The sequence below is a fragment of the Streptomyces naganishii JCM 4654 genome, assembly GCF_014650575.1.
Taxonomy (GTDB): Bacteria; Actinomycetota; Actinomycetes; order Streptomycetales; family Streptomycetaceae; genus Streptomyces; species Streptomyces naganishii.
The window spans coordinates 14,914-35,481 of the sequence record NZ_BMVF01000030.1 but is presented as its reverse complement, the minus strand read 5'-3'; the positions used below and the strand labels follow the sequence as shown (position 1 = coordinate 35,481).

Below are 20,568 nucleotides of genomic sequence, written 5' to 3'. Positions count from 1 at the left end.
AGGCAACGACAACGAGAACGACACACACGGACACGGGTTCGACGAGGAGCGGTCACAGTGCAGCGCTGGCGTGGCTTGGAGGACATCCCCGAGGACTGGGGACGCAGCGTCGTCACCATCGGCTCCTACGACGGGGTGCACCGCGGGCACCAGCTGATCATCGAGCACGCCGTGAACCGCGCCCGCGACCTCGGCGTCCCGTCCGTCGTCGTCACCTTCGACCCGCACCCCAGCGAGGTCGTGCGGCCCGGCAGCCACCCGCCGCTGCTGGCCCCCCACCACCGCCGCGCCGAGCTGATGGCCGGGCTGGGCGTGGACGCGGTGCTGATCCTGCCGTTCACCACCGAGTTCTCGAAGCTGTCCCCGGCCGACTTCGTCGTCAAGGTCCTCGTCGACAAGCTGCACGCCAAGGCGGTCGTGGAGGGCCCGAACTTCCGCTTCGGCCACAAGGCCGCCGGCAACGTCGACTTCCTCGCCGAGCAGGGCAAGACCTACGACTTCGAGGTCGAGGTCGTCGACCTGTACGTCACCGGTGAGGCCGGCGGCGGCGAGCCCTTCTCCTCCACACTCACCCGGCGCCTGGTCGCCGAGGGCGACGTCGAGGGCGCCCGGGAGATCCTGGGCCGCCCGCACCGCGTCGAGGGCGTGGTGGTCCGCGGGGCCCAGCGCGGCCGCGAGCTCGGCTTCCCCACGGCCAACGTCGAGACCCTGCCGCACACCGCGATCCCCGCCGACGGCGTCTACGCCGGCTATCTGCACGCGCAGGGCGAGGTGATGCCGGCCGCGATCTCGGTGGGCACCAACCCGCAGTTCGACGGCACCGAGCGCACGGTGGAGGCCTACGCCATCGACCGCGTCGGCCTGGACCTGTACGGCCTGCACGTCGGCGTCGACTTCCTCGCCTTCGTGCGCGGCCAGGCCAGGTTCGACTCGCTCGACGCGCTCCTGGAGACGATGGCCGAGGACGTCAGGAAGTGCCGCGGGATCATCACCGCCGACGCGAAGAGCGCGACGGCCGAGACCCGCTGACCCCCGCGCCCCGCCCGGCCCGCCCCTCACCCGGCCCCGGACGCCTCCGTCTTCGCGGCGTCCGCGCGGGCCCGCGCCCAGTGGCAGGCGACCTGGGACGCGGACGTTCCGCCGAGGATCTCCAGGTCCCGGGTACGGCAGGCGTCGGCGACACCCGCCCGCTCGGCCTCGCCGGACGCGAGGATCTGACAGCGGGCGTGGAAGCGGCAGCCGGAAGGGATGCGGGAGGGGTCCGGCGGCTCGCCGGCGAGGACGACCGGCGCGCCCGTCGCCTCGGGCAGCACGGACAACAGCGCCTGCGTGTAAGGGTGCCGGGGCGCGGTGAGGACCTGCTCCACCTCGCCGGTCTCCACGATCCGCCCGAGGTACATCACCGCCACCCGGTCGGCGATGTTCCACGCCAGGCCCAGGTCGTGCGTCACCACCAGCGCGGCCAGGCCGAGTTCGGTGCGCAGCCGCAGCAGCAGCGCGAGGATCTCGCCGCGCACCGACGCGTCGAGCGAGGCCACCGGCTCGTCGGCGACGAGGAGTTCGGGCCCGAGGACGAGCGCGCCCGCGATGACCACGCGCTGGCGCTGGCCGCCGGACAGCTCGTGCGGGTAGCGCGGGAAGAAGCGCTCGGGCGGCCGCAGCCCCGCCCGGGCCAGGGCCTCGGCGACCGCGGCCCGCTCGTCACCGCCGTGACCGTGGATGCGCAGCCCCTCGGCGACGGCGTCGTACACCGTGTGCCGGGGGTTCAGCGAGCCGCTCGGGTCCTGGAGGACGAGCTGCGCCCGCTTGCGGTACGCCCTGAGCGCGCGGGTGGAGCGGCCGAGCGGGGCGCCGTCGAAGGCGATCCGGCCCGCGGTCGGCGGGACCAGGCCCAGCAGGGCGCGCGCCAGCGTCGTCTTGCCGCAGCCCGACTCGCCGACCAGTGCCACGATCTCGCCCGGCCCGATGTCGAGGTCCACCCCGTCCACGGCCCGCGCGGGGGGATCCCCGTGCCGTCCCGGGAACGTGACGCGCAGTCCCTCGGCGCGCAGCAGCGGCGGCGTGGCGGTGGTCGTCGTCCTGGGGTGCGTTGTGGGGTCAGTCGTCGGGTTCGTCATGGGGTGCTGCTCCTCGCTTCGGCGTCCGGGGCCCGGGCGCCGGCGCCCGCGGCCGGGGTCCCGCCGAATCCCGCCCCCTCCACGTGCACGCACGCCGCCCGGCGCTCCGGCCCCGCCGCGCGCAGCGGCTGGTCCCGCGTCGCGCAGACGTCCAGGGCCACCGGGCAGCGTGGGTGGAAGGCGCAGCCGGACGGCACCGCGGCCGGGTCCGGTGGATCGCCGGGCAGCCCGTGCGGCGCGAACCGCGACGCCGGGTCGCCGATGCGCGGGAACGCCTCCGACAGGGCCCGGCCGTAGGGGTGCCGGGCGTCGTCGTAGACCTGGCGGGCGGGGCCCTCCTCGACGATCCGGCCCGCGTACATCACCGCCAGCCGGTCGCAGGTGTCGGCGAGGACGGCGAGGTCGTGACTGATCATGATCAGGCCGGTCTCCTGCTCGCTCACGAGCTCCTCGATCAGCCGCAGGATCTGCGCCTGGATCATCACGTCGAGGGCGGTGGTCGGCTCGTCGGCGACGATCAGCCGCGGATCGCAGGCCAGCGCCATGGCGATCATCACGCGCTGGCGCTGCCCGCCGGACAGCTCGTGCGGGTAGGCGTCCGCCCGCGCGGCCGGCAGACCCACCTGCTCCAGCAGCTCGCCGGTCCGCTTCCGCGCGCCCGCCGGGGTCGCCTTGTGGTGCAGCAGGATCGGCTCGGCGATCTGGTCGCCGACGCGGTGCACCGCGTTGAGGGAGTGCATCGCGCCCTGGAAGACGATCGACGCCCCCGCCCAGCGCACCGCGCGCACCCGGCCCCACTTCATCGTGAGCACGTCCTCGCCGTCCAGCAGGATCCGCCCGCCGGTCCGGGTCCCGGCCGGCAGCAGCCGCAGCAGGGCCAGCGCCAGCGTGGACTTGCCGCAGCCGGACTCACCGGCGATGCCCAGCTTCTCGCCCGCGGCGAGGCTCAGGTCCACCCCGCGCACGGCGGCCGCGCCGCCGGGGTAGGCGACCTCCAGCTCGCGCACCTCGAGCAGGCTCAACGCGACACCCCCAGCCTGGGGTTGAGGACGGCCTCCACCGCGCGGCCGCACAGCGTGAACGCCAGCGCCACCACGGCGATGGCGATGCCCGGCGGCACCAGGTACCACCAGTCGCCGGAGCTGACCGCTCCCGCCTCCCGCGCGTCCTGGAGCAGCCCGCCCCAGGAGACGACCGTGGGGTCCCCGAGCCCGAGGAAGGCGAGCGTCGCCTCGGCGAGGATCGCGGAGGAGATGATCAGCGTGGTCTGCGCGAGCACCAGCGGCATCACATTGGGCAGCACGTGCCGGGACATGACGTGCCAGTGGCCGCCACCGAGCGCCCTGGCGCGTTCGATGTACGGCCGTGACTCCACCGCCAGCGTCTGCGCGCGCACCAGCCGGGCGGTCGTCGGCCAGGTGGTCACGCCGATGGCCAGCACGATCGTGCCGAGCGAGCGGGACATCACGGTGGCCAGCGCGATGGCCAGCACCAGCGTCGGCATCACCAGGAACCAGTCGGTGACCCGCATCATCACAGTCGCGTACCAGCCGCGGAAGTGCCCGGCGGTGATGCCGATGAGCGCGCCGATCGCCACCGACAGCACCGCCGCGAGCAGCCCGACGAGCAGCGAGACGCGCGAACCCCAGATCACCAGGGCGAGCAGGCTCCGCCCGAACTGGTCGGTTCCCAGCGGGAACTGAGCGCTCGGGCTCTGCAGCGGCCGGCCCGGCGCGTCCGTCACGCTCGCCACGTCCGAGCCCACGGTCAGCGGCGCGGTCAGCGCGACGAGCGCGAACAGCAGCAGCGCGGCCAGGCCCAGGACACCGGCCCGGTGCCGGCGGTACTCCCGCCAGAAGCGCGCGGCCGAGGCCCGGCGCCGCCGCCACGCCGTCGCGCGCGGACCGGGTACCGCCGCGGCCCCGGTGTTCTCGGCGGCCGGGGCGGTCTCCGGGGACTCGGTGCTCGGGGTCGTCATCGGCCCACCCTCGGGTCGAGCAGCGGATACAGGAGGTCGGCGAGGGTGTTCATCACGATCACCGCCGAGGCGAAGACGAAGAACAGCCCCTGCACCAGCGGCAGATCGGGCACGCTCAGCGCCTGGTAGAACAGCCCGCCGAGCCCCGGCCAGGAGAAGACCGTCTCGACGAGGATGACCCCGGCCACCGTCCGGCCGAGGTTGACGAAGACCAGCGTCACGGTCGGCAGCAGCGCGTTCGGCACGGCGTGCCGCCGCCGTACGAGGTCGTCGCGAAGTCCCTTGGCCCGCGCGGTCGTCAGATAGTCGCCGCCCATCTCGTCCAGCAGCGCCGACCGGGTGACCAGCAGCGTCTGGCCGTACTCCACCGCCACCAGCGTCACCACCGGCAGCACCAGGTGGTGGGCGACGTCGACGGCGTACGCGAAGCCCTCCTTGCCGCCCGACTCCATGCCGCCGGTGGGGAACAGCCCCGGGACCGGGCCCGCGCCGACCGACAGCACGATGATGAGCAGCAGCCCCAGCCAGAAGGAGGGGATCGAGTAAAGGGTCAGCGCCAGACCGGTGTTGAGACGGTCGCCGAGCCCGCCGTGCCGCCACGCGGAGCGCGTGCCGAGGAAGATCCCGAGGGCCGTGTAGAGGACGAAGGCCGTGCCGGTGAGCAGCAGGGTGTTCGGCAGCGCCTCGGTGATCTTGTCGACGACGGGCACGTGGAACTGGTACGAGGTGCCCAGGTCCCCGGTCAGCGCCTTGCCGCAGTACTGCGTGAACTGGTGCCACAGCGGCAGGTCGAGCCCGAACTCCCGCCGGTAGGCGGTGATCTGCGCCGCCGACACCGGGCGGCCGCCGGTCATGAACTTCACCGGGTCGCCCGGGATCAGCCGGAAGAGGAAGAAACTGGTGACCAGGACGGCGAGCAGCGAGACCGCCGCGCCCGCCAGCTTCCCCGCCACGTACCGCAGGTACGCCGCGGTGGTGCGCGCACGGGGCGCACGCCCGGCCCCCGCCGGCCCGGACCCGGCCGCACCGAAGGCGCCCGGGTCCTCGACCAGCGAGGGTGTCGCTTCAGCGGTCATGTCCGCCTGCCTCGCTCATGGTCGCGCCTGCCCTACTCACGGTCCTCGGCGGTGGCCCGGCGGCGCATCGCGAAGAGCACTCCGAGGCCGACCAGGACGACGACGCCCGCGGCGATGCCGACGACCACGCCCGTGGAGACCGAACTCCCCGAGGAGTCACCCGAGTCGGCCGGGACCGCCGACCACCAGCTCCAGTAGCCGTCCTGGCCGTAGATGTTGCCCGCCTTGGACGGCATCGTCGTGATCGACTTGATCTGGTCGGTGCGGTAGGCCTCGACGGCGTTCGGATACGCCATGACGTTCATGTACCCGAGGTCGTACAGCCGCGACTCCATCCGCTTGACGATGTCCGCCCGTTTGGCCGGGTCGTACTCGGCGAGCTGCTGGGCGTAGAGCTCGTCGTAGGTCTTGTCGCAGATGAAGTCGTCGGTCGCGCCGGTGTCCTTGGGCGTCGCCGGACGGGCCGCGCAGGTGTGGATCGAGAGCACGAAGTCCGGGTCGGGGTTGACCGACCAGCCGTCGAACGCCAGGTCGTACTTGCCCGCGAGCCACGGGTCGGTCACGTTGTCCAGGCAGTCGAGCGTGATACCGATGCCGAGCCTGCCCCACCACTCCTGGAGGTACTTGCCGACCGCCTTGTCGTTCGGGTCGGTGGCGTGGCACAGCACGCGGTAGTTCAGCGGCTTGCCGTCCTTGCCGGCCCGCTTGCCGTCGGCGTTCTTCCTGTAGCCCGCCTGGTCGAGGAGCTGCCCCGCCTTCACCGGGTCGTACGCCAGCTCCTGGCCGGCCGAGGGCTTCCAGAAGTACGAGGAGAAGCGGGGCGGGATGTAGCCCTGGCCCTCGACCGCGTGGCCCTGGAACACCTTGTCGACGATCGCCTTGCGGTCGACCGCCATGAACAGCGCGTGCCGCACCCGCTCGTCGAGCAGGGACGGGTCGCCGTCACCGAACTTCTCGCCGTTCTTCGCCTGCGCGCCCGGGTTGGTGGCCAGGGCGTAGAAGCGGCGGCCCGGGGCGTCGTTGACGTGGATGTTCCTGTCGCCCTTGAGGGAGGCGGCCTGCGCGGGCGTCAGGGACGGCGAGCCCGCCACGAAGGACACCTCGCCCTTGCGCAGGGCGGCCACGGCCGCGTCCTGATCCTTGTAGTAGCGGAACAGCAGCTCGTCGAACTTCGGCGCGCCGCGCCAGAAGTCCTTGTTGGCCTTCAGGCGCACATAGCTGTCCGGCTTGTAGTCGGTCAGGACGAACGGCCCGTTGCCGACGATGGGGAAGGTCTTGTCGTTGTTGAACTTCGAGAAGTCCTTCACCTTCTCCCAGATGTGCTTGGGCACGATCGGCACGTCCAGCGCCGTCATGGTGGCCTGCGGCTTCTTCAGCCGGATCACCAGCTTGGTGGGGCTGGGCGCGGTCACCTGGGCGAAGTTGCCGACGAAGGAGCCGTTGGCGGTGGCGGCGCCCTGGTCGGTCATCATCTTGTTGAACGTCCACGCCGCGTCCTCGGCGGTGGCCTGCTGCCCGTCCGACCACTTGGAGTCGCCGCGGATCGTGTACGTCCACGTCAGCTTGTCCGGCGACGGCTCCCACTTGGTGGCCAGGCTCGGTACGGCGTGGGCGTCCTTGGGGTCGTAGTCGGTGAGGTACTCGTACATCAGCCGGTTGATGCTCGTGCTGAGCAGCCGCACCGCGAGGAACGGGCTCAGCGAGTCCACGCTCTGCGCGACGGCGACCGTGAGCACCTTCTTGCCGCCGCCGTCCTTGTCGTGGGCCTCGGCCGCGTGTGCCTGCGGCGTGCCCGGGGTCATCGGGGTCGCGAGGCCGGCCGTGAGGAGGAGGGCGGCGGCAACCGCGGCGCCGAGGAGCCGGAACCTCCTCAGGTGTGGGCCATTACGTCCTCTGCCGTGCTGATCATGTCTCTTCATGGCTCGGTGACCTCGCGTCATCGCACGCGTGGGACGGTTTGCGCCCCCGCGCGTGGCAGGCTTGAACGGGCTTGATCGTGTGACGCCGGCGGAATGAAGTGAGTGTCTATCAGCGGCAGTCTGCGCCCGTCAACGGTGCGTCAAACCCCATGTGGCCTGCGGAAATAACGAATTCGTCGCTCTGCTGCACTCATTGGTGGAGACCACTGACGCCCTCCTGGTGAGGGCGTGGCGGCGGATTCCCAACGGTTCTGGCTGCGAACACGCGAAGGCCCGCGCCGTACGGACGGCGCGGGCCTTCGGGGGCGGGTCAGGAGTGACCGGTCACTGCTGGGAGGGCGGCGGAGGGGGCGGCGGGGGAGGGGTCTGGGGGTACTGCGGGGGGTAGGGCGGCTGGGGGTGTTGCTGCGGGTGCGGCTGTGACTGGGGCTGCACATGGGGGTGTTGCTGCGGCTGCGGGTGTGCTTGGGGCTGGGGGTGGGGGTGTGGTTGCGGCTGCTGCGGGGCTGCGTACTGGCCCGGGTAGGGCTGGGGCGGCTGACCTGGGTAGGGCTGGCCCGGGAACGGTGGGGCCGCCACCGGCGGGGGGTTGCCGTCGGAGGTCCACAGGCCCTGGGCCTGCTGGTGCCGGACGAAGTCCTCGGCCACCATCGCGGCCAGGTTGAAGTACGCCTCACGCACCTTGGGCCGCATCATGTCGAGGTTCACCTCGGCGCCGGCGGCCAGGTGCTCGTCGAAGGGCACCACGACCACGCCCCGGCACCGGGTCTCGAAGTGGGAGACGATGTCCTCCACCTTGATCATCTTGCCGGTCTCGCGCACACCCGAGATGACGGTGAGGGAACGGGCGACCAGGTCGGCGTACCCGTGCGCGGACAGCCAGTCCAGGGTCGTACTGGCGCTGGACGCGCCGTCCACGGAGGGCGTGGAGATGATGATGAGCTGGTCGGCCAGGTCCAGCACACCGCGCATGGCGCTGTAGAGCAGACCGGTGCCGGAGTCGGTGAGGATGATGGGGTACTGCCTGCCCAGCACGTCTATCGCGCGCCGGTAGTCCTCGTCGTTGAACGTCGTGGACACCGCCGGGTCGACGTCGTTGGCGATGATCTCCAGGCCGGAGGGCGCCTGCGAGGTGAACCGCCGGATGTCCATGTAGGAGTTGAGGTACGGGATCGCCTGCACGAGGTCACGGATGGTGGCCCCGGTCTCCCGCCGCACCCGGCGGCCGAGCGTGCCGGCGTCCGGGTTGGCATCGATGGCGAGGATCTTGTCCTGCCGCTCGCTGGCGAGCGTGGAGCCGAGCGCGGTGGTCGTGGTCGTCTTGCCGACACCGCCCTTGAGACTGATGACCGCGATGCGGTAGCAGGAGAGCACCGGCGTCCGGATCAGCTCCAACTTCCGCTGCCGCTCGGCCTCCTCCTTCTTGGCCCCGATGCGGAACCGGGACCCGGCTGCGGCCGGCCGTCCGCTACGGGCCTTCTGGCGCTTGTTGTTGAGCAGCCGGTCGGAGGACAGCTCCACGGCCGCCGTGTAACCGAGCGGCGCGGCACCGGGGTTGACGGGCTGCCGCTGGTCGTGCTGCACGGGCTGCGGCCAGGCGGCCCCGAGCCGTGGGTCGACGGGCTGCTGGGGCTGGGGCTGGGGCGGCTGGGGCTGAGCCGGGGGCTGCGCCGCTGGGGCCTGCAATTGCGCGGGAGGCACCGGCTGGCCGGGTTGCGCGGGAGGCTGGGGGAAGCCGTAGCCCCCCTGTGCCGGGTTGGGCGGCTGCGGCTGCGGCTGCGGCATTGGCTGCGGCTGTGGTGTGGGTTGCGAGGCCGTTGGCGCGGGGCCGGCCTGGGGGAAGCCGTAGCCCCCTTGTGCCGGGTTGGGCGGCTGCGGCTGCGGCATCTGCTGCGGCTGTGGTGTGGGTTGCGGGACCGTTGGTACCGGGCCGGCCTGGGGGAAGCCGTAGCCCCCTTGTGCCGGGTTGGGCGGCTGCGGCTGCGGCATCTGCTGCGGCTGTGGTGTGGGTTGCGGGACCGTTGGTACCGGGCCGGCCTGGGGGAAGCCGTAGCCGCCCTGTGCCGGGTGGGGCGGCGTCGGCTGCGGGGCCGCCGGCGCGGGGCCCGGCTGTGGGAAGCCGTAACCGGACGGCGGGACCGGGGAAGTGGGGGCCGGGGGCTGCTGGGGCGGCGGCACCGGGGCCTGCGCCGGCGCGTTCCACGCGGCGGGCGCGGGCGCGGGCGCGGGTTGCGGTTCCTGCGGCTCGTGCGGCGGTTGAGGCTGGCCCTGCGCCGGGGGCTGGGGCTGCGCGGGCCACTGGGCCGCCGGGGCCGGGGCCGCGGGCTGGTACGACGGCGGCAGCGGCGGCACTGCGTCCTGTGGCGCGGGCGGCGGGGCCCACGCGGGCGGAGCGTCCCGCACGTCGGTGCCGTCCACGACGGCGTCCTGTGCCTCACCCGCGCTCTCAGCGGCGTCGTCACCGGCGGACACGGCATCCTGCACGTCACCGTCCGCGTCACCGCTGCCGTCGCCGCCGGCGGCCGGAACCTCCTCGTCGGCACCGGCCTCGGAGTCCCGCACCACGTCGTCCGCAGGGGCCTCGGCAGGACCGGCGTCCCCGGCCTCCTCCGCCTTCCCTCCGTCGACGTCACCCGCGTCGGAGTCGTCGACGTCCGCAGCCTCCGGAGCCACCGAAGCCTCCGCAGTCACCGCAGCCTCCGGAGTCGCGGAAGCCGGCTCCGCCTCCTCCGATTCCGTCACCGCCGCTTCCGGCTCCGGTCCGGACCGCGCACCCGCGTCCGTCCCAGAACCCTCCCCAACACCCTTTCCAGCGGCCCCCGGTGCATCGGCACCGGCCCGCTCGGCGAACTCGCGCTTCAGAGCGGCCGCGGAGATCCGCATGGTCGCCCCGCTCACCAGGTCACCGTTCGAGGCTTCCTCCGCCGCCGGCGGCGCGGTGGGCGCGGCGGGCGTCCAGCCGGGCTGCTGCGGAGGCGGGGGAGGAGTGGCCGGCGCCCCAGGGGCCGGGGCCGCAGGTGCCGGGGCGGCAGGTGCCGGGGCGGCAGGTGCCGGGGCCGCCTCCCCGGCCGCACCCGAGGCGTTCTGCGTGTACCAGGCGGGCGGTGCGTAGTCGATGGTGAACTCGCCCGTCGCCTCGACGGCGGACTCCGCGTCGGACTGGTCATCGCCGGGTGTGGCCCCCCAGCCCCCGCGGATCCCGTCCCGATCGCTGTTCACAGTTCCTCCTGGTGTGGTCGAGCACCCTCAAGCCGTGCTGGGGCGACCGTTCAACTCGTAAGGGGGCCGCGGGTTCCGACGTGACGCCCCCCGCCCCAGCCTAATCACCACGGGCATGCTCACGGCAGGCCCGTCCCATGAGGGCCGTTCAGTCCATCCGGCGCGGATTGCCCAGAAGTCCCGTCTCCGCGTCGGTCGGCTGGGTCATCACGTACTGCCGGTCGCGGTCGGCGCACCACAGGGTGACCCCGTCCGCGAGCGTGGGCAGCGACTCCACGTCGGCCCGTGGCAGCGCCATGGCGCGGCCGAGTTCGGCCGCCTCGTCCGGTGAGATCCGCTGGACGCCGACCAACCTTGCCTGCCGTATCAGCCGTGGGGCCACCGGACTCAGGTACGGCAGCAGGGTCAGCACCGACTGCCACGGACCGGAGACCACACGCCCGCGCGGGGGCCGCATCCCGCAGTCGCGCACCACCAGTACGGGGGTTCCGGCCGAGGCGCCCTGCGGGGGCACCCGGCCCACCTCGTGGACCGCGAGCCCGTTGTGCCCGCCGCCCATGGCGTGCACCATCTGCATCCACGCCTGCGGCCGTCCCGTCTCCACGGCCACGCGCGCCCCGGTGGCCGCCGCGCGCAGGGCGAGGACCTGCGCCGTCCACAGACTGCCGATCAGTACGACGTCGTACGGCGTCGGCCTGTTGAGGCCCAGCACGGCGGGCCGCCCCTCGGCGTCCACGCCGGCGACGACACCGTCGTCACCGATGGGCAGCGCGAGCGCGTCCACCTGCTCCGCGGGCAGCGTATGGCGTCCGTGCCGAGGGCCGAGCAGCCCGAGCCCGCCGCGCAGGCGCCCGCGCACCCGCTCGACGGCGGTTGGCGGGGCGGGAGCCGGGTCCGGAGCCGGAACAGGGGCGGAAGGCCCGGCGCCCCCGGGCGCACCGGCGGCCGGCTGGGTGGTGATGGCGGTCAACGGGCACCTCCGAGGGGCAGCGTGGCGAGCAGGCCGGGCACCTGCTCCCGGTCCAGCCGGGCGAGGCCCGCGCCGGCCTGCCGGGCGGCGTCCTCCAACGCGCGCCGGGCTGCGACGAGTTCGTCGTCACCGCGGCCGGTCACCCGTACGTGCCCGCACAGCGCGGTCTCCTGACGGTCCCCGGGCCACAGCGTGAGGCTGAACGTCGTGGCGAGCGCCGGCACAGCCGTCAACAGCGCGACGAGCTGCGGCAAAGACGTGCCCCGCTCGCCCAGTTGGGGCCAGCGCCGGACCCAGTAGGTGGTGTGCCGGCGGTTGTCGCAGCGCCAGCTGCGCCCGGACTCCTCCGTGCGCCGCTCCCGCGCCTCCGTACGCCCCGCCTCCGCCGTCACCAGCGGATTGGCGCACGCGGAGGTGGCGATGGCCGCCGTCAGCTCCTCCTCGTCGAGCACGGTCGCACGGAACCCGGCACCGGTGAGCCTGCTGGCCAGATGGCCGGCCACGCGCGCGAGGCACTTCTGCGCGCCCACAAGCCCGCCGCCCCGCGCGGCCACGGCCTCCTGGCACAGCTCCGGGTACAGCTTGAGCGCGATCCACGTGATGCGCACCGCCGGGGCGCCCGCCTGCGCCTGCAACGGGGCGTAGTTGGTCACCGCGACCGAGTGCTGCGGCAGGTGCAGCGCGGGCGCGGGCTGGGTGTGCAGCACGATCTGCGCCGACTCCAGCCGGATGCCGTCCACCTCCAGGGCGTCCCGCACCAGCCCGACCGGCAGCGGCTGCCGTCCCCGCTCCGCCCGCAGCGCGGTGACGTCGGCCTCCACCTGCACGACGGCACTGAGGAAGGTGCCGTCCCCGGCCATGCCGACGGGGCGCCGCTCCCGGCCGCCCTCGGAGCCGCCGTAGGAGTACGTCCGCAGCGCCGGGTCGCACTCGACGGCGGGGGCCAGCCCCGGTTCGGTGCCCGCGGGGATCACCAGGGACGCCGCACGGCGCTGCCGCGCCCGCAACGCCCGTGCCGTACCGAGCCATTCGGGCAGTGAGCGGCCGCGGCGGCGGACGACGGCGAGCAGCACGAGCACCACGGCGACCACGGCCGCCGGTACCAGCGCGACGGGTCCGGCCGCCCACCCGGCGAGCAGCGCGGCGGCCGCGATCTCCAGCAGGACGAGCCGTTGCAGCCGGAACGCCCCGGACCTTCCCGGCCGCGGCCGGAGGCTGAGGGAACTGGCGGGGGAGGGCAGGCGGCCCGGTGCGGGCGAGGGCCCCGCGGGTGACCGGCCGGGCGCCGGGGAACCCCCCGTGCGTACCCGGTCGCGGGAACGGGTCCGCGTCCCGGAAGTCATCACTTCATCCCCCCGATTTGCTCACAACTCACCAGCTGTTCCAGCACCGCACAGGGCTCTTGAAGGTCCGGGCACCCTACCCGCCCCGCGAACCCCCGCGGACACCAGGCATAGTAGGGGCTCGGTCCGACAACGACAGGCGGGGGACGTGCCCCGCCCTCGGGTGCGGCCGGGCGGAACACGGGGAGAGACAAGGGCAGATGGCATCTCGGCGGGACCAGCTCAACGCCTACACCTTCGCGAAGCGCCGCATGCTCGCGTCCTTCGTCCAGTCGTCGCCGGACGGCTCGGAGGAGGGGGCGCCGCGGCCCATGCGCGCGGTGCTGCCGGGCACCATCGTGGGCGTGGTCGTGATGGCCGTCTTCGGGGCCTGGGGGATGTTCAGGCCGACGGCGCCGCAGGGCTGGGACACGCCCAACGAAAAGGTGATCGTCGCCAGCAAGTCGACCACCCGTTACGTGGTCCTGAAGACCGACGGCAAGGTCCAGCTCCACCCGGTCCTCAACATGGCGTCGGCGAAGCTCCTGCTCAACCCCGGCCAGGGCGAGGTCGTCACGGTCGCGGAGTCGGTGCTGGACAGCGGGAGGATTCCGCACGGGGTGACCGTCGGCATCCCATACGCCCCCGACCGGCTGCCCTCGGACAAGGAGGCCGCCGCGGCCAAGCAGTGGGTGGTGTGCGAGCGCCCGAGCGCCGGCGGCCGCTCCATCCAGAAGGCCGCGCTGGTGCTCGCCGCACGCGACATGGCCCGCACCAAGGGCCCGCAGCGGCTGCGCGGCGGCGAACTCCTCTACGTCGTCGACCCGGAGGGGAAGCGCTACGTCGTGGACGCGGGCGGCACGGCGTACCGGGTGTCCGCGAACGACGAACTGCTGCTGCGCGCCGTCGTCGGCTCGGGCCGCGAGCCGGAGCGGGTGTCAAGCCAGTGGCTGGCGACCCTGCACACCGGCGACCGCATCCGCTTCCCGGTGATCGACGGCGTCCCGGGCGCGCCCGCCGGGGCGCCGGGCGGGCTCGACCCCTCGGTGAACAGGGTCGGCATGGTGCTCAAGGCGGCCGACAACACCAAGGAGCAGTACTACGTGGTGCTGCCCGGCAGGGTGGCGCCCGTCTCCGCGTTCGTCGCCCAACTGCTGCTGTTCAGCAAGGACCTGGCCCGGCTCGGCCAGGCCGGCCAGGCGCAGGCGGTCAGCCCGGGCGCGTTGCAGCCGGGCGGGGCGTTCGGCGCCGGCCACCGGTGGCCCACCGAGAGCCCCGTGCCCGTCAACGACGCCTCCGACCGGCCCGGCAGCCGCAGCACCGTCTGCAACGTCCTGGACGGCGTGGACGGCGGCAGCGGCGACACCACCCTCAGCACCTGGGCGGGCGCCGACTTCCCCGCCCCGCTGCCCATCGGCTCCGCCAGCGCCTACGTCACCCCCGGATCAGGCCAGGTCTACCGCCAGTTCCAGGGCCGGGAGACCAAGGCGGGGCCCGTCTTCCTCGTCACCGACACCGGCCTGCGCTACGTGCTCCAGTCCAACTCCGACAGCGCCACCGACGACGCGGGCATCGGCACGACGGCCAAGGAGCGCGAGCAGTTGCGGCAGGAGGCGCAGGAGGCGCAGACCCGGCTCGGGTACGCCGGTGTGAACCCGGCGCCGGTGCCCGCCGCGTGGTCCGAGTTCCTGCCCACCGGTCCCCGGCTCTCGACGGCCGCGGCACGCCAGCCGCAGGGCTCGTAGGGAGGACGCACACCATGGCGCATCGCTCCCCGGGCGCACACGCCCTGCGCGCCGGCACGGTGACGGCGGCGGCCCTGCTCGCCACGGCCACCCTGCTCACCCCGCGTGCGGCGGCCGACGATTCCTTCTCGGACCAGTGCACGTTCCCCAACAAGACCTATCCAGGGCGCCCTTGGGCACTCCAGCGGGTCAACCTGGACGAACTGTGGGGCCAGTCCCGGGGCAAGGGCGTACGCGTCGCCGTTATCGACACGGGCGTCGACGTGAGGAACCGTCAGCTCGCGGACGCGGTCGACGCCAAGAGCGGCAAGAACTTCCTGCCGTCCAAGGACGACAAGGGCAAGAAGGTCGAGGGCGCCGGGTCCAGCGCCACCACCGACACCGTCGGCCACGGCACCAAGGTCGCCGGCATCATCGCGGCCCGCCCCATGAAGGGCAGCGGATTCGTCGGGCTGGCGCCCGAGGCCACCATCATCCCGCTCAAGCAGAACGACGCGGAGGGCCACGGCACGGCCCGGACGCTGGCCGACGCGATCCATTACGCGATCCGCGCCAAGGCCGACGTGATCAACATCTCGCAGGACACCTCGAACGCCGTCGAGCCGGACCCCACGCTGCGGCAGGCCGTCGACGCGGCCCTGGCGCTCAACATCGTCGTGGTCGCCTCCGCGGGCAACGACGGCCTCGGCGGCAACGTCAAGCCGACCTACCCCGCCTCCTACGACGGGGTCCTCGCCGTCGCGGCCTCCGACCGCAACAACGAACGCGCCGCCTTCTCCCAGTCCGGCGACTTCGTCGGCGTGGCCGCCCCCGGCGTCGACATGGTCTCCACGGTCCCCAAGGGCGGCCACTGCTCCGACAACGGCACCAGCTTCTCCGCGCCGTACGTCGCCGGCGTCGCCGCGCTCATCAAGGCCAAGCACCGCGACTGGACCGCCCGCGAGGTGGTCGCCCAGATCGAGCAGACCGCGGAGCGCACCATCGCCGGCCACGACCGCCTCGTCGGCTGGGGCGTGGTCGACCCCGTCCGCGCCCTGACCGAGGACGACCACCCCACGCAGTCCCCGTCCCCCGAGGACGGCCTCACCAAGGCGCAGCCCCCCACCCCCGCCCGCCTCCAGCTCGGCGAGACCCCCGATGAACGCAACGCCCGCCTCGCCACGTACGTCGCCGTGTCCACGGCAGTCCTCACCGCCGCCCTCACCGGCACAGCCATAGCCACCAGAGACGCCCGCAGAAGACGCACGAGACTGACGGCGCCCGGAGAATGAACCGCGAAAACTGGCCAAGTCCCGTGCCGCCGTCCGTGCTTGTGGGCGGCTCGGCTGTCGCAGGGTCTGGCTAGAGTGATCGCGTCGTGCGCGGAAAGGGTGAACGACCCGCGTTCACCGATCGACGAGAAGGAGTACCCACATGGCCGACGGCCGTAAGCTCGACAGCGCTGAAGTCCTCAGGCTCGAGAAGTCCATCGTCCACAAGTACGAGTCCATCAAGGGCCAGCTCGCCCGGCTCCAGGGCACCATCGACATGATCCAGAGCAACTGGACGGGCCAGGGCGCCGCGGCCTTCGACCGCAAGCAGTCGGACATCAACGACCACGTGGTCGCCCTCGGGAAGATGCTCGAGAAGGTGCTCGAGGGGGTCAACCTCAACCGCAAGGACAAGGAGAGCCTCGAGCAGGAACTGCACAGCAAGATCCACCAGATCGACGTGCAGGACCTGGGCGGCAAGACCTCCGCGCTCACCAGCTACTGACTCCCCGGGCCTGCGGGCCTCGCGGCCGACCACTGAAGACCGACCCGAAAGACGAGACGGGGCACCCATGACGAACGTCCACAACCAGGATCTCGCCGTAAAGTACGGCACCCTCGACGCGCTGACGACCGAACTCGGCTCCATCGCCAAGAAGCTGGAAGAGGACATCCAGTCCCTCAAGGCCGACGTCCAGAAGATCGCCGAAGGCTGGGGCGGCGAGGCGCACGAGGCCTTCAAGGCCCAGCACACCAAGTGGGACGCGCACGCCAACGGCATCCACCAGGCACTGGTGACCATCGGCCAGCGCGTCCACGAGGCCGGCGGTGACTACCGCGCCGGAGACCTCAAGGGCGCCAGCTACTTCCAGTGAGCCGGCCCGGGCAGTGAACGGACGGAACCCCACGGGGGTGGGCATACGCGGGAGGTGCCCACCCCGTGGGGTTCCCGTGTCTCAGTACCGCTGGTCCTCGACCAGCCCCGTCTGCACCAACGGCCTGCCCCGGCGGCGGGAGACGAAGGTGCCGCGGCCGGGGGGCATGGGGCGGGGGCGGACGCCGGCGAGGACGTCGCCCTCGCTCGGGTCGCCGGCCAGGACCACGCCCTGCGCGCCGAGTTCCTGGAGCCGCTGCATGAACGCCTCGTAGGAGGCGCGCCCCGCGCCCGCCGTGGAGCGGGCGATGATGAAGCGGACGCCCACGTCACGGGCGAAGGGAAGCAGCTCCGTCAGACCGGCGAGCGGGTTGCCGCTGGACGTGGACACCAGGTCGTAGTCGTCCACGACCACGTACACCGTCGGCCCCTTCCACCAGCTCCGCTCCCGCAGTTGACGCGCCGTCACGTCGGCCGTCGGCGTACGGCGCCGCATCAGGTCGGCGAGCGCCGTCATGTGGTGGTCCATGGCGTTGGACATCGGGATGTACTCGGCCAGGTGCGAGGCGGGCGTGACGTCCAGCAGCGAGCGCCGGTTGTCGACGACGAACAGCTTGCACTCGTCGCCCGGGTAACGCTCCGTCAGCTGCTTGATCAGCAGCCGCAGCAGGTTGGACTTGCCCGACTCGCTCTCACCGAACACCAGGAAGAACGGGTCCTGCTCGAAGTCGACGAAGACCGGCTCCAGGCTGTCCTCGTCGAGCGCGAAGGCGACCCCGCGCTCCGGGTACCGGTCGCCCGACGGCAGCTGCGCCGCGGGCAGTTCGCGCGGCAGCAGCCGCACCTCGGGCGCGCCCGGCGCCTGCCAGTGCCGGGAGATCTCCGCCGCGAGCGCCTGCGTGGCGTCGGCCAGGTCCGTGTCGGAGGTCAGGCCGTCGATGCGCGGCACCGCCGCCATGAAGTGCAGCTTCTGCGGCGACACACCCCGCCCGGGCACCCCGGCGGGCACGTTCGCCGCGACCTTCCGGTCGATCTCGGAGTCCATCGTGTCGCCGAGCCGCAGCTCGAGGCGGTTCATCAGGTGGTCCTTCATGTTGGCCCGGACCTCCATCGACCGCGACGCGGTGAGGATCACATGGATGCCGTAGCCCAGGCCCCGGGCCGCCATGTCCAGGACCAGCGGCTCCAGCGCCTCGTAGTCCGCCCGGAAGTTGCCCCAGCCGTCGACGACGAGGAACACGTCGCCCCACGGCTGGTCGGCGACCGTGATCTGCCCCCGGGCCCGGCGCGCGCGGAAGTCCGCGATCGACGGGATGCCGGAGGAGCGGAAGTACTCCTCGCGGCGGGTCAGCACGCCGTACACCTCGGCGACCGTGCGCCGCACCCGCTCGGGGTCCAGCCGCGAGGCCACCCCGCCCACGTGCGGCAGGCCGGCCACCGCCGCCATGCCGCCACCGCCGAAGTCCAGCCCGTAGAACTGCACCTCGTGCGGGGTGTGGGTGAGGGCGAAGGCGCAGATCAGCGACCTGACCAGGGTCGACTTGCCCGATTGCGGGCCGCCGACGATCTGCATGTGCCCGGCCGCCCCGGAGAAGTCCAGCCACAGCGGGTCGCGCCGCTGCTCGTACGGCTTGTCGACGAGGCCCACGGGCACCACCAGCCGTCCCGCGCCCTCGTACCCGGGCTGGGTCAGCCCCCGGCCCTCCACGGCCACGAGCCCCGGCAGCAGCCCGTCCAGCGACGGCGGGCTGTCCAGCGGCGGCAGCCACACCTGGTGGGCGGCCGGCCCCTGCGCCTCCAGCCGGCGCACGATCACGTCCAGCACGGTGTCCGCGAGCGCCTCGTCGACCTCGCCCTCGTCCGCGACCCGCTGCCGGGGCACCGCCGCGTACGTCACCGGCACCTCGGCCGCGGTGAACAGCACCGGCCGCCGGTCCACCGGCAGCGCCCCGCCCCCGGCCGCCGCACGGTGCGCGCCCGTGCGGTACACGCCGGACACGTAGGCCGCCTTGAACCGCACCATCTCGTCCGTGCCGTACTTCAGGAAGCCCGAGCCCGGCACGTTGGGCAGCTCGTAGGCGTCCGGGACGCCGAGCGCCGCACGGGACTCCGCCGCGGAGAAGGTGCGCAGACCGATCCGGTACGACAGATACGTCTCCAGGCCGCGCAGCCGGCCCTCCTCCAGGCGCTGCGAGGCCAGCAGCAGGTGCACGCCCAGCGACCGGCCGATGCGGCCGATCTGCACGAACATCTCGATGAAGTCCGGCTTGGCGGTGAGCAGTTCGCTGAACTCGTCGATCACCAGGACGAGTGAGGGGATGGGCTGGAGAGGGGCGCCGGCCGCGCGCGCCTTCTCGTAGTCGTGGATGTTGGCGTAGTTGCCCGCGTCGCGCAGCAGCTCCTGGCGGCGGTTGAGCTCGCCCCGGATGGAGTCGCCCATGCGGTCGACCAGCGTCAGGTCGTCCGCGAGGTTGGTGATGACGGCCGCGACGTGCGGCATCTGCGCCATGCCGGCGAAGGTGGCGCCGCCCTTGAAGTCCGCGAGGACGAAGTTCAGCGTCTCCGAGGAGTGGGTGACCGCGAGGCCGAGGACCAGGGTGCGCAGCAGTTCCGACTTGCCGGAGCCGGTGGCCCCCACGCACAGCCCGTGCGGACCCATGCCCTCCTGCGCGGCCTCCTTCAGGTCCAGCATCACCGGGCGGCCGTCCTCGCCGACGCCGATCGGCACCCGCAGCCGCTCGGCCAGCGCACGCGGCCGCCAGGTCCGCTTGGTGTCCACCGACGCCGCGTCCCCGAGGCCGAGCAGATCCGTGAACTCCAGGTTGGCCAGCAGCGGTTCGCCGTCGTCACCGCCCGACGCCACGCGCAACGGCGCCAGTTGGCGGGCCAGCGCCTCGGCGCTCTCGTACGACAGCTCGTCCGGCGTCCCCTCGTAGACGGCGCCGTCCGCCGACTCCAGGCGCAGCGACCCGGGCCGTACGACGACATGGAGGTCGCCGGCCGCGGCGGCCGGCTCGCCCGGCACCACCTCGACGAGGGTCACGCCTTGCTGGCCCTCCGCGACGGCCAGCACCGAGTCGGGCGGCAGCGAGAGGCCGTCCAGCACGACCACGACGTGCGGCTGGTCCACGAGCGGCGCCGCGCCCGGGTGGAAGCGCGGGCGGCCGGTGAGGCTGGCGGAGATCAGGTCCTCCAGCGCGCGGCTGTCGGGGCCGATCAGCCTGCGGCTGCCCGCCCCGTCCACCGCGCCGGGCGCCTGCGCGTGCGGCAGCCACTTGGCCCACTCCCAGTGCGGCAGGGCGTCGCGGCCCGCGGCCACGACGAGCACGAGGTCCTCGGGGGAGTGCAGCGCGGCCAGCGACGCGGTCAGCGCCCGCGCGGCCGCCCGCGCCGACCGCGGCTCACCGCTGACGGTGACGTGGTGGAAGGCCCGCAGCGAGATGGCCATCGGCAGGTCCTCCAGGGTGCCGTGCACGGCGAGGAAGCGCTGCATCGCGCCCGCCGTCAGCGGCTCCAGCTGGTCCACCGGGCCCGTCTGCGGGGCGACCAGCTCGGTCGCCAGGGCCTGCGGCCCGAGACCGACGCGCACCTGGGCGAAGTCCTCGTCGCCCGGCCGCCGTTCCCACACCCGGCTGCCCTCGGCCACCAGGGCCCACAGCTGGTCGGGGGAGGGGTGCAGGTAGTACTGCGCGTCGCGCTGCCTGCGCGCGGTCTCCAGTGCGGCGGTCCGCGTCTGCGACAGATAGCTCAGGTAGTCGCGGCGCAGGTCCGCCAACTGCCCCTGGGAGCCGCGCCGGAAGCGGACCACCATCGCGATCGACATGGCCACCGTCGACGCGATCATCACCATGCCCATGATCTTCATGAACGGCTGGCCGTTGGTGAAGAAGAACACCACCGAGCCGCCCATGCCGAGCGTGGGCAGCAACTGCATCAGCACGCTCTCCTGGTGCCCCCGCGGCAACTCCGGCGGCGGCTGCAGGACGACTTCCCCCGTGGGCACTTCGGACGGCAGCGCCCGCGGCGGACGCTTGACGACGATGTGGCTCACTGCTCACCAATTCCCTAGCCGGGCCCGAAAGTTCCCGTCCGCCACCC

At 73.1% G+C, this 20,568-nt stretch carries 14 protein-coding genes; 5 read left to right on the top strand and 9 right to left on the bottom strand.

The genetic code is table 11. The features are described from left to right. The first annotated feature begins 57 nt into the window (after nucleotides 1-57). On the top strand, nucleotides 58-1,029 hold the full coding sequence (locus IE217_RS33010) for a bifunctional riboflavin kinase/FAD synthetase (RefSeq protein WP_190181634.1): 972 nt from the start codon (nucleotides 58-60) through the stop codon (nucleotides 1,027-1,029). A 26-nt stretch (nucleotides 1,030-1,055) separates the two neighbouring features. Here IE217_RS33010 and IE217_RS33005 read toward each other — a convergent pair whose 3' ends face one another. From IE217_RS33005 to eccE, 8 genes are all read right to left on the bottom strand, one after another. Continuing rightward, complete coding sequence (locus IE217_RS33005) at nucleotides 1,056-2,117, bottom strand: ABC transporter ATP-binding protein (protein WP_190181633.1); 1,062 nt, start codon at nucleotides 2,115-2,117, stop codon at nucleotides 1,056-1,058. After that, nucleotides 2,114-3,139 carry an ABC transporter ATP-binding protein gene (locus IE217_RS33000; protein ID WP_190181632.1) on the bottom strand — a complete coding sequence of 342 codons (1,026 nt, stop codon included), beginning with the start codon at nucleotides 3,137-3,139 and terminating at the stop codon, nucleotides 2,114-2,116. Before IE217_RS33000 ends, IE217_RS33005 begins: the two co-directional genes overlap by 4 nt. Next, entirely contained in the window at nucleotides 3,136-4,095 is a 960-nt protein-coding gene (locus IE217_RS32995) for an ABC transporter permease (protein WP_190181631.1), read from the bottom strand. Before IE217_RS32995 ends, IE217_RS33000 begins: the two co-directional genes overlap by 4 nt. Then, nucleotides 4,092-5,171: an ABC transporter permease gene (locus IE217_RS32990; RefSeq protein ID WP_190181630.1), complete on the bottom strand. Its 1,080-nt coding sequence runs from the start codon at nucleotides 5,169-5,171 to the stop codon at nucleotides 4,092-4,094. The genes IE217_RS32995 and IE217_RS32990 overlap by 4 nt, the downstream gene beginning before the upstream one ends. A gap of 32 nt (nucleotides 5,172-5,203) precedes the next feature. After that, nucleotides 5,204-7,090, bottom strand: a complete 1,887-nt coding sequence (locus IE217_RS32985; protein ID WP_190181629.1) for an ABC transporter substrate-binding protein — start codon at nucleotides 7,088-7,090, stop codon at nucleotides 5,204-5,206. Between the two features lie 324 nt (nucleotides 7,091-7,414). Then, nucleotides 7,415-10,309 (bottom strand): SCO5717 family growth-regulating ATPase, encoded by a 2,895-nt coding sequence (locus IE217_RS32980; protein ID WP_190181628.1) that lies wholly within the window; start codon nucleotides 10,307-10,309, stop codon nucleotides 7,415-7,417. A 148-nt stretch (nucleotides 10,310-10,457) separates the two neighbouring features. Beyond that, the gene (locus IE217_RS32975) at nucleotides 10,458-11,168 is read right to left on the bottom strand and encodes a hypothetical protein (protein WP_229865821.1); all 711 of its coding nucleotides are present in this window, start codon (nucleotides 11,166-11,168) and stop codon (nucleotides 10,458-10,460) included. 107 nt (nucleotides 11,169-11,275) lie between these two features. After that, on the bottom strand, nucleotides 11,276-12,622 hold the full coding sequence (eccE, locus tag IE217_RS32970) for a type VII secretion protein EccE (RefSeq protein WP_190181626.1): 1,347 nt from the start codon (nucleotides 12,620-12,622) through the stop codon (nucleotides 11,276-11,278). Between the two features lie 200 nt (nucleotides 12,623-12,822). On the opposite strand from eccE, the gene eccB reads away from it, so the two are divergent. The 4 genes from eccB (at nucleotide 12,823) to IE217_RS32950 (ending at nucleotide 16,471) form a co-directional block, all read left to right on the top strand. Then, nucleotides 12,823-14,346, top strand: coding sequence for a type VII secretion protein EccB (eccB, locus tag IE217_RS32965; protein ID WP_190181625.1), 1,524 nt, complete (start codon nucleotides 12,823-12,825; stop codon nucleotides 14,344-14,346). Between the two features lie 14 nt (nucleotides 14,347-14,360). Beyond that, nucleotides 14,361-15,617: a type VII secretion-associated serine protease mycosin gene (mycP, locus tag IE217_RS32960; RefSeq protein WP_190181624.1), complete on the top strand. Its 1,257-nt coding sequence runs from the start codon at nucleotides 14,361-14,363 to the stop codon at nucleotides 15,615-15,617. A gap of 142 nt (nucleotides 15,618-15,759) precedes the next feature. Then, a complete protein-coding gene (locus IE217_RS32955; RefSeq protein WP_190181623.1) occupies nucleotides 15,760-16,101 on the top strand; it encodes a WXG100 family type VII secretion target in 342 nt (113 codons plus the stop codon). A 67-nt stretch (nucleotides 16,102-16,168) separates the two neighbouring features. Continuing rightward, nucleotides 16,169-16,471, top strand: coding sequence for a WXG100 family type VII secretion target (locus IE217_RS32950; RefSeq protein ID WP_190181622.1), 303 nt, complete (start codon nucleotides 16,169-16,171; stop codon nucleotides 16,469-16,471). Nucleotides 16,472-16,552: 81 nt separating this feature from the next. On the opposite strand, the gene eccCa is transcribed toward IE217_RS32950, so the two are convergent. After that, nucleotides 16,553-20,521, bottom strand: coding sequence for a type VII secretion protein EccCa (gene eccCa / locus IE217_RS32945; RefSeq protein ID WP_190181621.1), 3,969 nt, complete (start codon nucleotides 20,519-20,521; stop codon nucleotides 16,553-16,555). Nucleotides 20,522-20,568: the final 47 nt, after the last annotated feature.